The organism is Rhizobium sp. AC27/96, from assembly GCF_001692325.1.
Taxonomy (GTDB): Bacteria; Pseudomonadota; Alphaproteobacteria; order Rhizobiales; family Rhizobiaceae; genus Rhizobium.
The window spans coordinates 141,414-154,802 of record NZ_LXKN01000070.1 but is presented as its reverse complement, the minus strand read 5'-3'; the positions used below and the strand labels follow the sequence as shown (position 1 = coordinate 154,802).

Annotated in this window: 8 protein-coding genes; 4 read left to right on the top strand and 4 right to left on the bottom strand. The window is 61.2% G+C overall.

What is annotated here, in order from left to right:
• The first annotated feature begins 72 nt into the window (after positions 1-72).
• Together A6U86_RS31420 and A6U86_RS31415 are read left to right on the top strand one after the other, a co-directional pair.
• A complete protein-coding gene (locus A6U86_RS31420) occupies positions 73-1,272 on the top strand; it encodes a DUF459 domain-containing protein (protein ID WP_068400117.1) in 1,200 nt (399 codons plus the stop codon).
• A gap of 259 nt (positions 1,273-1,531) precedes the next feature.
• Positions 1,532-2,281, top strand: coding sequence for an aminoacyl--tRNA ligase-related protein (locus A6U86_RS31415; protein ID WP_068400114.1), 750 nt, complete (start codon positions 1,532-1,534; stop codon positions 2,279-2,281).
• A 64-nt stretch (positions 2,282-2,345) separates the two neighbouring features.
• Here A6U86_RS31415 and A6U86_RS31410 read toward each other — a convergent pair whose 3' ends face one another.
• Together A6U86_RS31410 and gltB are read right to left on the bottom strand one after the other, a co-directional pair.
• Positions 2,346-3,800, bottom strand: coding sequence for a glutamate synthase subunit beta (locus tag A6U86_RS31410; protein WP_068400111.1), 1,455 nt, complete (start codon positions 3,798-3,800; stop codon positions 2,346-2,348).
• A 173-nt stretch (positions 3,801-3,973) separates the two neighbouring features.
• Positions 3,974-8,698, bottom strand: a complete 4,725-nt coding sequence (gene gltB, locus A6U86_RS31405; RefSeq protein ID WP_068400108.1) for a glutamate synthase large subunit — start codon at positions 8,696-8,698, stop codon at positions 3,974-3,976.
• A 566-nt stretch (positions 8,699-9,264) separates the two neighbouring features.
• Between gltB and A6U86_RS31400 the strand changes: the two genes are divergently transcribed.
• Positions 9,265-10,311, top strand: coding sequence for a low specificity L-threonine aldolase (locus A6U86_RS31400; RefSeq protein ID WP_068400105.1), 1,047 nt, complete (start codon positions 9,265-9,267; stop codon positions 10,309-10,311).
• A gap of 404 nt (positions 10,312-10,715) precedes the next feature.
• Here A6U86_RS31400 and A6U86_RS31395 read toward each other — a convergent pair whose 3' ends face one another.
• Positions 10,716-11,573, bottom strand: coding sequence for a LysR family transcriptional regulator (locus A6U86_RS31395; protein ID WP_068400102.1), 858 nt, complete (start codon positions 11,571-11,573; stop codon positions 10,716-10,718).
• 110 nt (positions 11,574-11,683) lie between these two features.
• On the opposite strand from A6U86_RS31395, the gene A6U86_RS31390 reads away from it, so the two are divergent.
• Entirely contained in the window at positions 11,684-12,700 is a 1,017-nt protein-coding gene (locus A6U86_RS31390) for a bile acid:sodium symporter family protein (RefSeq protein ID WP_068400099.1), read from the top strand.
• Between the two features lie 138 nt (positions 12,701-12,838).
• Here the strand turns inward: A6U86_RS31390 and A6U86_RS31385 are convergent, their stop codons facing one another.
• Complete coding sequence (locus A6U86_RS31385) at positions 12,839-13,303, bottom strand: Hsp20 family protein (RefSeq protein WP_068400096.1); 465 nt, start codon at positions 13,301-13,303, stop codon at positions 12,839-12,841.
• Between the last annotated feature and the right edge of the window lie 86 nt (positions 13,304-13,389).

Sequence of the window (13,389 nt, the reverse complement as noted above, 5' to 3'; positions counted from 1 at the left end):
TCGATCGGTTCCGGGATCGCTGCACCGGGGAGCTACCCTCATGCGACCGCGGGCCGTGAGCGGAAAGAAGTTATGACAGAACGACCTGCCCGCGCGACCACGGCAACCCTGAAGGTCATTCTCACGGCATTTCTTGCCGTCGTCATCGCGTTTGGCTGCCTCTCGAAGGCAGCCGAAGCGCAGGAACGGCCGCGCCGAAACCTGTTCGACATGCTGTTCGGCACGCGCGAGCCCGACTACCCGGACCAGCCGGTTGAACAGCCGCCACCACGGCGCAAGGTGCAGCCGCGCAAACGCCCAACGCCACCGCCGCGCGAGCCCGTTGTGGTCCAGCCGGAGACACCACCGCCGGCGGAAAAGCTGCCGGATGCCAAAACCATCCTCGTCGTCGGCGATTTTCTGGCGAGCGGCCTTGGAACCGGGCTGGAGGACGCTTTTTCCACCTCGCCCGGCGTCATCATCCAAACGCGCGGCAATGTCGCCTCCGGCCTTGTCCGGCAGGATTATTACAACTGGCCGCAGCAATTGACCGGGATGATGGACCAGCTGAAGCCGGCGATTGTCATCGTCATGCTCGGGGCCAATGATCGCCAGCAGATCATCGGCGATGGCCTCAATGAAAAATACGGCACCGATCCGTGGTTCCTCGCCTATGAGGAGCGCGTGCAGCAATTTGCCAAGCTGGTCACGAACCGCCACATCCCGCTGCTCTGGGTCGGCCTGCCCTCCTTCGGCTCGGATCAGCTGACGGCCAGCGCCGTCAAGCTCAATCAGCTCTATCAGAGCCAGATGGCCGGCGTCGGCGGCGAGTTCATCGACATCTGGGACGGCTTTACCGACCAGAACGGCGAGTTCATCGTGACAGGGTCCGATATCAACGGCCAGCAGGTGCGCCTCAGAACCGCCGATGGTGTCAACATGACCCCGGCCGGCAAACGCAAACTTGCCTTCTATGTCGAGAAATCGGCGCGACGGCTGCTCGGTGATCAGGCAAGCCCGGATATCACCCGCCTCGACACCGGCAATCCGCTGCCCGTGCAGCCGGCGAATTTGCCCGCGGCGGAGGCGGAAAAGGTCACCCGCACGCCGCCCATGAGCCTGTCCGATCCGGACCTCGATGGCGGCGCGCAGCTTCTGGGTGCGGCCCCTGCACCGGTTGCTGCAGCGCCGTCTCCACGAGACCTCCTGGTCGACAAGGGTCAGATGGCGCCGGCGCCCGCAGGTCGTGTGGACGATTATCGGTTGCCGGTCCCGGCAACGACCACACCGTGATTACTTTCCAGACAAGCCGAATGCGCTGCGATGTCCGTTTGACAATATCGCAGTGCGCCAATAGAAAAACGGCATGAGCACCATCAGCGCAGATCATATCGATCGTAACCGCACCTGCCCGCAGGTCGCGATTCTGCGCGCTTTCTCCGGCCGAGGTCTCCGCGTCCAGCCGTGACGGCCGGAGGCATTGGCCTGTCCGGCGGCTGCTGGACGTAAAGCCCTTACCCAAAACATAAACGTTGCCCATGGAGAATGGCACGTGCTCAATATCTACAACGTCAATTCGCTCGTTCATTGGGAAGAGCGGGATATCCGCCTGCGCGAGGATCTCGTCCGGTACTTTTCCGATTATATCCGCAGCTTCCTGCGATCCGTAAACCCTGCCTGGGATGTCCGAAGGGTGGAAGCCCCGACCTTGATGCCGCGCAGCCTCGTTTCGAATGCCTATTCCCATGAAGATATATGGGTGCAGGAGCGCTTGTCAGAAACCGATACCGCACTGGTACTCCGACCTGAGACGACGCCTTCGACCTACATCTACATGCAGCATGTTCTCGGAAATCACTCCAGAACGCGCCTGCCTTTATGCGTCTGGCAAGCGGGGAAATCCTATCGTCGCGAACAGGAGCAGCCGACAAAGCATGTGCGGCTCAAGGAGTTCTGGCAGCTCGAATTTCAATGCGCCTTCACCGCCGACAGCGGCAATGACTACCATGTCGCCTGCCTCGAACCGGTTCGCCGGATGATCGGATCGGTCATCCATCTACCGACGAGGATCGTACCCTCCGACCGCCTGCCGGCCTATTCCGAGGTGACGATGGATATCGAAGTCGATAACGGCGACAAATGGATGGAGGTCTGCTCGATCTCCAAGCGAACGGACTTCCCGCAGCGCTATCGCAGCCAGCCCAGGAAGGGACCGTCGATAGACCACGCTGTCACGGTGCTCGAGATTGCCATCGGGCTCGACCGCTGCGTCTACAACTGGAATATCGCCGCAAACAGATAAGCAAAAGGCCGGGTTCATCACGAGCCCGGCCTTTCCGATAGTGATCTTAGAACGGTCTTGAAGACTACCGCGGCAGAACCGTCGAACCCATCAAGGTCTCGTCGATCGCACGCGCTGCCTGGCGTCCCTCGCGGATCGCCCAGACCACCAGCGACTGGCCGCGGCGCACGTCGCCGGCAGTCCAGAGCTTGTCGACGGAGGTCTTGTAGTCCTTGTCGTTGGCGACGACGTTGGTCGAGCCGCGGCGGTCGGTGTTCAAAGTCAGCTTACCGTCGAGTTCCTTGAGTACGCTATCCGTGAACGGGCCGCGGAAACCGATGGCGATGAAAGCGAGATCGGCGCGGATGACGAACTCCGTCCCGGCAATCGGCTTGCGGCGCTCATCCACTTCGCAGCACTTCACGCCAGTCAGCACGCCATCTTCGCCGATGAATTCGAGTGTCGCCACCTGGAATTCGCGAACCGCACCTTCGGCCTGCGAGGAAGAGGTGCGCATCTTCGTCGCCCAGAACGGCCAGACGGCGAGCTTGTCTTCCTTTTCCGGCGGCTGCGGGCGAATGTCGAGCTGGGTAACCTTCACCGCGCCCTGGCGGAATGCCGTGCCGACGCAGTCGGACGCCGTATCACCACCACCGACGACGACGATATGCTTGCCACCGGCCAGGATCGGGTCGGCAGGCCAGCCGGCGCTGTCGATGTTTTCGCGGCCGACGCGGCGGTTCTGCTGCACGAGATAGGGCATGGCGTCATGGACCCCGGCCAGCTCGACGCCGGGAATGCCGGCCTCGCGCGGGGTCTCAGAGCCACCGCAATAGAGCACGGCATCATGATCAGCCAGAAGCTGCTCGATCTTCACGTCGACGCCGACATTGACGCCACAATGGAAGGTAACGCCCTCGCCCTTCATCTGCTCGACGCGGCGGTCGATGAAGTTCTTCTCCATCTTGAAGTCCGGGATGCCATAACGCAGCAGACCGCCGGCCTTGCTTTCCCGCTCATAGAGATGAACCTCATGGCCGGCGCGACCGAGCTGCTGGGCAGCCGCCATGCCGGCGGGGCCGGAGCCGATGACGGCGACCTTCTTGCCGGTATGCACCGTTGCCGGCTGCGGGCGGATGAAGCCGAGCTCGTAGGCCTTGTCGGCAATCGCCTGCTCGACGGTCTTGATGGCGACCGGCGCGTCTTCCAGGTTCAGCGTGCAGGCTTCCTCGCAAGGTGCGGGGCAGACGCGGCCGGTGAACTCCGGGAAGTTGTTGGTCGAATGCAGGTTGCGGATCGCCTCTTCCCAGTTGTTGTTGTAGACGAGGTCGTTCCAATCGGGGATCTGGTTGTGCACCGGGCAGCCGGTCGGGCCATGGCAATAAGGAATGCCACAGTCCATGCAGCGCGCTGCCTGTTTCTGCACTTCCGGGTCCGACATGGGGATCGTGAATTCACGGAAATGCCGGATGCGATCGGACGCCGGCTGATACTTGCCGACCTGCCGGTCGATTTCCAGGAAGCCTGTTACCTTGCCCATGCTTTCGTTTCCTCACTCAAAAAGTGGAGCCGCCGGCTCCCGTGCCAAGGGTAAAATCCGTTCCCTGTCCGGCACTGTAATTCACATCTGATTCCGCTGTTCGACAGTCGCGATCGCCCGGATGGCGATCGCAATGCGAGGCGAAATCCTCGACTGGTTTGCCAGGAGACGGATTACTCCGCCGCCACGCTCATCCGGCTGCGCTCCATTTCCTCAAGGGCGCGACGGTATTCGACCGGCATGACCTTGCGGAATTTCGGGCGGTAATCGGCCCAGTGATCGAGAATTTCCTTGGCGCGCGTCGAGCCGCTGTAGTGGAAATGGTTCGAAATCAGTTGGTAAAGACGCTCCTCGTCGTGGCGCGTCATGTCACCCGAAACGTCGACACGTCCCTTGTGTGCAAGATCGCCACCGTGATGATGCAGCTTCTCCAGCAGTTCGTCCTCTTCCGGAACCGGCTCCAGCTCGACCATCGCCATGTTGCAGCGGCGTGCGAAATCGCCAATCTCGTCAAGCACATAGGCAACGCCGCCCGACATGCCGGCCGCGAAGTTGCGCCCCGTCTCGCCCAGCACGACGACGACGCCACCGGTCATGTATTCACAGCCATGGTCACCCACGCCTTCGACGACGGCGACCGCGCCGGAGTTTCTGACCGCGAAGCGCTCGCCCGCAACACCACGGAAGTAGCATTCGCCCTCGGTCGCACCGTAAAGCACGGTGTTGCCGACGATGATCGAGTTTTCAGCAACGATCTTCGAATTTTCGGGCGGACGGATGATGATGCGGCCACCCGAAAGACCCTTGCCCACATAGTCGTTGCCGTCGCCGATGAGGTCGAACGTGATGCCCCGTGCGAGGAACGCGCCGAAGGACTGACCGGCCGTACCCTTGAGGGTGACGTTGATCGTGTCTTCCTTCAGACCGCGATGACCGTAGCGCTTGGCAACCGCGCCCGACAGCATGGCGCCGGCCGAACGGTCGACGTTCTTGATGTCGACCTCGAAGGCGACCGGTGTCTTGGAAGACAGAGCAGGCTCTGCCTTCTCGATCAGCTGGCGATCCAGAATGTCGTCGATCGGGTGCTTCTGCACGGATGTCCAGTAGGTCTCTTCCTTCGGCGCATCGACCTTGTGGAAGATGCGGCTGAAGTCGAGACCCTTCGCCTTCCAATGGGCGAGCATGTCGTCCTTTTCCAGAAGCTCGGAAGCGCCGATGATGTCGTCCAGCTTGGCAACACCAAGCGAGGCGAGGATCTCGCGCACTTCTTCGGCCACGAAGAAGAAGTAGTTGATGACATGCTCCGGGCTGCCCTTGAAGCGCTTGCGCAGGACCGGATCCTGGGTAGCGACGCCCACCGGACAGGTATTGAGATGGCATTTGCGCATCATGATGCAGCCGGCCGCAATCAGCGGCGCGGTGGCGAAGCCGAATTCGTCGGCGCCGAGAAGCGCGCCGATGATGACGTCACGTCCGGTCTTCAGACCACCATCCACCTGCAGGGCGATACGCGAGCGCAGCCCGTTCAGCACCAGCGTCTGCTGGGTTTCGGCAAGGCCGATTTCCCAAGGGCTACCTGCATGCTTCAGCGAGGTCAGCGGCGAAGCGCCGGTGCCGCCGTCATAGCCCGAGACGGTGATATGATCGGCGCGCGCCTTGGCGACGCCGGCGGCGACCGTGCCGACGCCGACTTCCGAGACGAGCTTGACCGACACATCCGAGGTCGGGTTGACGTTCTTCAGGTCGAAGATCAGCTGTGCCAGATCCTCGATCGAATAGATGTCGTGGTGCGGCGGCGGCGAGATCAGGCCGACGCCCGGCGTCGAATGCCGGGTCTTGGCAACCGTGGCATCGACCTTGTGGCCGGGCAGCTGGCCGCCCTCGCCGGGCTTTGCACCCTGCGCCACCTTGATCTGCAGCACGTCGGCATTGACAAGATATTCTGTCGTCACGCCGAAGCGGCCGGAGGCGATCTGCTTGATGGCGGAGCGTTCCGGGTTTGCCGAGCCGTCGAAGAGCGGCATGTAGCGGTCGGACTCCTCGCCGCCCTCGCCGGTGTTCGACTTGCCGCCGATACGGTTCATGGCGATCGCCAGCGTCGTATGCGCCTCGCGGCTAATGGAGCCGAAGGACATGGCGCCGGTCGAGAAACGCTTGACGATATCGACGGCCGGCTCGACCTCATCGATCGAGATCGGCTTGCGACCGAGCGCTTCCGCACCCTTGATCGTGAAGAGACCACGGATGGTGTTCATCCGCAGCGCGGAGTCGTTCACCATTTCGGAGAATTCGCGATAGCGGTCCTCGGCATTTCCACGCACGGCATGCTGAAGGGCTGCCACCGCATCCGGCGTCCAGGCATGGCTTTCGCCGCGCATGCGATAGGCATACTCGCCGCCAATGTCGAGCGTGCTTGCCAGGAGCGGATCGCGGCCGAAAGCCGAACTGTGACGCGCCACCGTTTCCTCGGCAATGGTCTCCAGATCGATGCCCTCGATCATCGTCGCCGTACCGAAGAAGTACTTGTCGACCAATTCCTGCTGCAGGCCGATCGCATCGAAGATCTGCGCGCCGCAATAGGACTGGTAGGTCGAGATGCCCATCTTGGACATGACCTTGAGGATGCCTTTGCCGACAGCCTTGATGTAGCGGTAGACGACTTCGGTCGCGTCCACTTCCTTCGGAAATTCGCCGCGCTGATGCATGTCGAGCAGCGTGTCGAAAGCCAGATACGGGTTGATCGCTTCCGCACCGTAGCCCGCCAGCAGGCAGAATTGATGCACTTCGCGCGGTTCGCCGGTTTCGACGACGATACCGACCGAGGTACGCAAGCCCTTGCGGATCAGGTGGTGATGCACGGCCGCCGTCGCCAGCAGCGCCGGAATGGCGATCCGGTCCGGTCCGATCTGGCGGTCGGAAAGCACGATGATGTTGTAGCCGCCGCGAACGGCCGCTTCCGCCCGCTCGCAGAGACGGTCGAGCATCTCGGGCATGCCTGCGGCGCCGCGTTCGACATCATAGGTAAAGTCGAGCGTCTTCGTGTCGAAGCGGTCTTCCGTATGACCGATCGAGCGGATCTTCTCGAGATCGCCGTTGGTCAGGATCGGCTGGCGCACTTCCAGACGCTTGGCGTTCGCCATGCCGGTATGGTCGAGCAGGTTCGGGCGCGGTCCGATGAACGAGACCAGGCTCATGACCAGCTCTTCGCGGATCGGATCGATCGGTGGGTTCGTCACCTGCGCGAAGTTCTGCTTGAAGTAAGTGTAGAGCAGCTTCGGCTTGTCCGACATGGCGGAGATCGGCGTATCCGTCCCCATCGAGCCGACAGCCTCCTGCCCGGTGGTCGCCATCGGCGACATCAGGAGCTTGGTGTCCTCGGTCGTGTAGCCAAAGGCCTGCTGGCGATCGAGCAGCGACACGTCGCGACGCAGCGCGCGCGGCTCCACCGGCTTCAGGTCTTCGAGGATCAGCTGCGTGCGCTTGAGCCAGCTCTGGTAGGGATGCTTGGTGGCAAGCTCCGACTTCACCTCGTCGTCGGAGATGATGCGGCCCTTTTCCATGTCGATCAACAGCATCTTGCCCGGCTGCAAGCGCCACTTCTGGATGATCTTTTCCTCTTCGACTGGCAGAACGCCGGCTTCGGACGCCATGATGATGCGATCGTCGTTGGTGACGAGGTAACGAGCCGGACGCAGGCCGTTGCGGTCGAGCGTCGCGCCGATCTGCTTGCCGTCGGTAAAGGCGACGGCGGCCGGGCCATCCCATGGCTCCATCAGGGCGGCATGATACTCGTAGAATGCCTTGCGCTCGGCCGCCATCAGCTGGTTGCCGGCCCATGCTTCAGGGATGAGCATCATCATGGCATGCGCCATGGAATAGCCGCCGCGCACGAGGAATTCGAGCGCGTTGTCGAAGCAGGCCGTGTCCGACTGTCCCTCGTAGGAGATCGGCCAGAGCTTGGAGATGTCCTCGCCGAACAGCGGCGAGGATACGGATGCCTGGCGGGCGGCCATCCAGTTGACGTTGCCGCGCAGCGTGTTGATTTCGCCGTTGTGGGCGACCATGCGGTAGGGATGCGCCAGCTTCCACGACGGGAAGGTGTTGGTCGAGAACCGCTGGTGCACCAAGGCAACCGCCGTCTCGAAACGCGGGTCGGCTAGGTCCTTATAATAGGCACCAACCTGATAGGCGAGGAACATGCCCTTGTAGACGATGGTCGAGCTCGACAGCGACACGGGGTAGAAGCTGCTCTCTTCGCCCTCATATTCCGCATAGATGCGGTTGGAGATCACCTTGCGCAGGGTAAAGAGGCGGCGCTCGAACTCCTCGTTCGTGCCGGCATCGCGGCCAGCGCCGATGAAGACCTGCACGTGATGCGGCTCGGTGGCGGCGATATCAGGCGCCTTCGACAGCGACGAATTGTCGACCGGCACGTCGCGGAAGCCGATCAGAACCTGGCCTTCCTCGGTAACGACCTGCTTGATGGCGGTCTTGAAATGCTCGATCAGCGCCTCGTCGCGCGGCAGGAAGAAATGGCCGACGCCATATTCACCGGCCTTCGGCAGGGTAATACCCTGCAAGGCCATTTCCTCGCGGAAGAAACGATCCGGAATCTGCACGAGAATGCCGGCGCCATCGCCCATCAGCGGATCTGCACCCACGGCGCCGCGATGCGTCAGGTTCTCGAGAATGAACAGGCCGTCGCGCACGATCTGGTGCGACTTCTGGCCCTTCATATGCGCGACGAAGCCGACGCCGCAGGCATCATGCTCATTGCGCGGATCGTAGAGGCCCTGTTTCCGGGGGATGCCGCCGGCGCGTTTCGACGTTTTGGCCGCAGCGACAGCATTGGCTGCAGCAGTCTGGTCAAAACTCGTGGACGTCGTCCTGTTCGTCATCGTCTTCCCTCCGGTAAGGCCCGCATGGCGGGCGATCCTTCGTCCCGCGCGGTCCGTTTCCGGCGCCGACGCGCGACAGCTCTGTTGCATTGTGAAGATCCGGCCGCGAACCATGGCCCCTTGAGTGGAGCCCGTCGTCAGCGTTCCGCGCCTTGCTATTCCACCGCCGCAATACCCATTGCCTGGAAGGCTTGAAAGGGCATGCTCCCGATAACTATAGCTTGAAATCCCGACATCGTCAGGACCCTCTGGCGCATCTTCGGCCTCGGCGGCCAAAATAGGACAGCAACCCTGTCCTAATTCATCAGTTCTATGCCAGAAAGCTTAAGCCTTCGCAAGAGCAAAATGGCAAAAATTCGTCAGCGAACGACGGAAGATTGCCCTCGTTGCGCAAATAGAGCAATAAAGTTTCGCTGCAGCGCATCATTTTATTTGTTGATTGCGCCAATCAATTTCTGTGATGGATTGTTCAAGTTCATGCACTTGATAGGTTTTTGCATTGGCGTAAGGTCCCGCCGACCCTATTTATGCCGCCTGCTATTCACTCCTTATAATTGGTGCACTTCATGTTCTTTGCCTCCGATAACTGGGCTGGCGCCCACTCCAAGATCGCTGAACGTCTCCTCGCCGAGTCCGGCGGCTTTGCTTCCGCCTATGGTACAAGCGACCTGGACCAACGGGTGGAGGCCAAGTTCTCGGAGATCTTCGAGCGCGAGGTTGCCGTGTTTTTCGTTGCGACGGGCACGGCGGCAAATTCGCTGTCGCTCGCCAGCGTCCAGAAGCCGGGCGGAATCAGCTTCTGTCACAACGAGGCGCATGTGGCCGAGGACGAATGCGGTGCACCTGACTTCTTCAGCGGTGCGCGACTGGCAACCGTCGATGGTGCCCTCGGCAAGATCGATCCCAAGGCGCTCGCCGCCAAGGTTGCCCGCTTCCCCCAGGATGCCGTCCATCACGGCCGCGCCGCCGCGGTGACAATCACCCAGGCCACGGAAATCGGCACGGTCTATTCGCTCGCCGAAATCGATGCCATCGCCGCCATCGCCAAGGCAGACCGCCTGCCGCTTCACATGGATGGCGCGCGTTTCGCCAATGCCCTGGTCGCGCTCGGTGTCAGCCCGGCGGAAATGACCTGGAAGCGTGGGATCGACATCCTCTCTTTCGGCGGCACCAAGAACGGCTGCTGGTGCGCCGAGGCGATCGTCTTCTTCAATCCGGAGCAGGCAAGGGAGATGCATTTCATCCGCAAGCGTGCCGCCCAGCTCTTTTCGAAGTCGCGCTTCATCGCCGCCCAGTTCGATGGTTACTTCAAGGATGGCCTCTGGCTGGATCTCGCTCGCCATTCCAACGGCATGGCCGACCACCTGCGCGCCGGCATTGAAAAGGCGCCTTCGGCACGCCTTGCCTGGCCGACGCTTTCTAACGAAGTTTTCGCGATCATATCGAAATCGGCTGCCAAGGCCGCCGAGGACAAGGGTGCGAAGTTCTACGAATGGCCGATCCCGGAATCGCAGCCGGATCTGGTCGGCGGTGATGAGACACTGATCCGCCTCGTCACCAGCTTCGCCACGACCGACGCCGACGTGACGAACTTCCTCGCCTGCCTGGCCTGACGGCAAGAAAAAGGAGCGCCGGAGCCGGCTTCAGGCCGGACGGCGCTCAATGTCGCAGGAAAGCTCAGTTCTAATTCCGATGCGCGAACAGTCTGAAAGTCGATAAGTCGTCGCGATCGGATGCCGGAGCATGGTGAACGATCACCGTCATTGCCATTACGCAAGCGACAAGCCCGGAAATGAAGATGGCACCATAAGTCATCGGGGGCGGATGTCCTCATGCAACTCGTCCACTGCCACCTACGATAGCAGCCCAAGCTGACTGCGACCTGAACCGGACGCTGCGCAGAACAGATGTGCGGGGGCGCAAAACGACAGCCGGCGAAGGAAATCCTAACAAGAGCTTAATCCTATCCGCATGCTGGACAAAGGCTTTTCCATCCCTGTGGTCTACGCCACCATCATCAAATTGATCTCGGCCCTCGAACTTTTGTCAAAATGTCTTCCGATAGGGCATTGACCACAAGTTGATCCGCCCCCTTGCGTGGCACAAGCACAAATTCCACATCCTCCAGGGCCGGCAGCCAGCCCGGCGCGATCTCCGTCAACCCGGTCGGCGCCATGCTTTGCGGCTGGACGAGAACACCCATGCCGGCGCGAGCCGCGGCCGTCAGCCCGCTAAGGCTGCCGCAGGTGCAAACGATCCGCCACGGCACCTGCTGGCGACGCAGCGCCTCCAGCGCCACCGCCCGGGTGACGCTTGGCGCCGGAAAGGCGATTAGCGGCAGTGGCCCGGCAAGCCTGCGAATGCGCTCGGGATCGCGTGCCAGCCAAACCAGCGGCTCGCGATAGACCAGCTTGCCCCTGACATCGCCGAGGCGACGCTTGGCGAGCACCAGATCCAGATCACCATTGTCCTGCATTTCATAAAGAGTGCCGCTGAGCGCAACGGTCAATTCGAGATCGACCGAGGGATGCGAGCGAACGAACTCCTCGAGCACGTCGGGGAGCTGGCTGGTAACGAAATCCTCGGAAACGCCAAGGCGAAGACTGCCGCGCAGGCTGTTGCCGGCAAAGAGCTGGCGCACCTCCCCTTCGATCGACAACATGTTGCGCGCATGGCCGAGCAAAGCCTCGCCATCACCGGTCAGGACGACGCGATGCGTGTCGCGGGCCAATAGCTTGCGCCCAAGCTCCGTTTCCAATCGCTGTATATGCTGGCTGACGGTCGACTGGCCGAGCCCGAGCCGTTCCGCCGCCAGCGTGAAGCTACCCATCTGCTCCACGGCAACGAAGCTGCGCAACTGCGTGAGATCGAGCATAGCGCTTATCCTATATTGCGATAACTGTTATTCCTTGCATCGTGGATCACAATAGGTCTATCTGCAAGGATCAATTATCAAGACCTGCAACCGCGATTGGGGTTGGCACGATGCGCCGCTTTCTTCCAGATACTTTCACCATGCTGTTGGTGCTCACTGTTCTAACGGCATCCTTCTTTCCCGTTCAGGGGACAAGCGCCCACTATTTTAGCATCGCGACAAACTTTGCCATCGGTCTGCTGTTCTTCCTGCACGGCGCGCGCCTATCGCGCGATGTCGTCATTGCCGGCATGCTGCACTGGCGGCTGCATCTCGTCATCCTGCTGACAACCTTCGGCATCTTCCCGCTGCTGGTGCTCGCCATCGGCCAGATCGTACCGACCAGTGTTCTGCCCGTGTCGCTCTATACCGGCCTGCTGTTTCTGAGCGTGCTTCCTTCGACAGTACAGTCGTCGATCGCTTTCACCTCGATCGCCGGCGGCAATGTTCCCGCCGCCATCTGCTCGGCTTCCGCATCGAACATCTTCGGCATGTTCCTGACGCCGCTGCTCGTCGGCGTGCTGTTTTCAGTGGGCGGCCAGGGCGGCGGTTTTTCTTGGGATGTGCTGTGGCAGATCATGTTGCAGCTGCTTGCCCCCTTCATCGCCGGCCAATTGCTGCAGCCGTGGATCGGCGACTGGATCCGCTCCAAGAAGAAGATCCTGATGCCGGTTGATCGCGGCTCGATCCTGATGGTCGTCTATTCCGCCTTCAGCGAGGCAGTGGTCGAGGGGCTGTGGCATACGTTTTCGGTACTCGACATCGCCACCGTCATCGTCGCCAACATGGTCCTTCTGGCCATGGTGCTCTGCATCACCATGTTCGGCAGCCGTGCGCTTGGCTTCTCCAAGGCTGACGAGATCACCATCACCTTCTGCGGCTCGAAAAAGTCGCTGGCAAGCGGTGTGCCGATGGCCAATGTCATCTTCGCCGGCCAGGGTATCGGCGCCATCGTATTGCCACTGATGCTGTTCCATCAGATCCAGCTGATGACCTGCGCCTTCCTCGCCCAGAAATATGCCGACGCCGCCAAGAAGCGTGCCGACGCTAAGACCGAGGCAGCGACAGGGGCCACGAACGCGGCCTGACAATATCCTTATATTCCTCCCAAAACAAAAGCGGCGCCCCGATGGAGCGCCGCTTCTTTTTGATCTTGGGAGGATCAAAGGCGTGACGGTCATGCGACCATCAGCCCGGGCATGACGGCGTAGGGCCGTCAGCCCGATTTAGTTGATGTGAGCCTCGATGGCCTTCGGGGCTTCCACCGGATCAGCCGCAATCGAGATACGACGGGGCTTCATGGCTTCCGGAATGTTGCGCAGCAGATCGATGTGCAGCAAACCATTCTTCAGGGAAGCAGCCTGGACCTCGACATGATCGGCGAGCTGGAAACGACGCTCGAAGGCGCGCTTGGCGATGCCGCGATAGAGATATTCGCTGGCTTCAGCCGGCTCTTCGCTCTTTTCGCCCTTGACGTGAAGAACGTGGGCATGAGCGTCGATGCTCAGTTCCTTTTCATCGAAACCGGCAACGGCCATCGTGATGCGATAGGTGTTCTCACCGGTGCGCTCGATGTTGTAGGGCGGATAGGTCTGAGCCTGATCCGGCTGGGCAAGGGTATCGAGCATGGTGAACAGACGGTCGAAACCGACGGTGGAACGGTAAAGGGGAGAGAAGTCTACGTGACGCATGGAGTCCTCCTGTGAGCGACAATTGCGATTCTGAATTTGCCCCACGGCCCCACTCCTGGCGGCCTCGGGACGGCTTTGCGAGCCCG

Coding starts and splice junctions, on each gene's coding strand:
- A6U86_RS31395 (WP_068400102.1), bottom strand. CDS start 11,573: ATGCTCGATCTCACGCAGTTGCGCAGCTTCGTTGCCGTGGAGCAGATG.
- A6U86_RS31420 (WP_068400117.1), top strand. CDS start 73: ATGACAGAACGACCTGCCCGCGCGACCACGGCAACCCTGAAGGTCATT.
- A6U86_RS31390 (WP_068400099.1), top strand. CDS start 11,684: ATGCGCCGCTTTCTTCCAGATACTTTCACCATGCTGTTGGTGCTCACT.
- A6U86_RS31400 (WP_068400105.1), top strand. CDS start 9,265: ATGTTCTTTGCCTCCGATAACTGGGCTGGCGCCCACTCCAAGATCGCT.
- A6U86_RS31385 (WP_068400096.1), bottom strand. CDS start 13,303: ATGCGTCACGTAGACTTCTCTCCCCTTTACCGTTCCACCGTCGGTTTC.
- A6U86_RS31410 (WP_068400111.1), bottom strand. CDS start 3,800: ATGGGCAAGGTAACAGGCTTCCTGGAAATCGACCGGCAGGTCGGCAAG.
- gltB (WP_068400108.1), bottom strand. CDS start 8,698: ATGACGAACAGGACGACGTCCACGAGTTTTGACCAGACTGCTGCAGCC.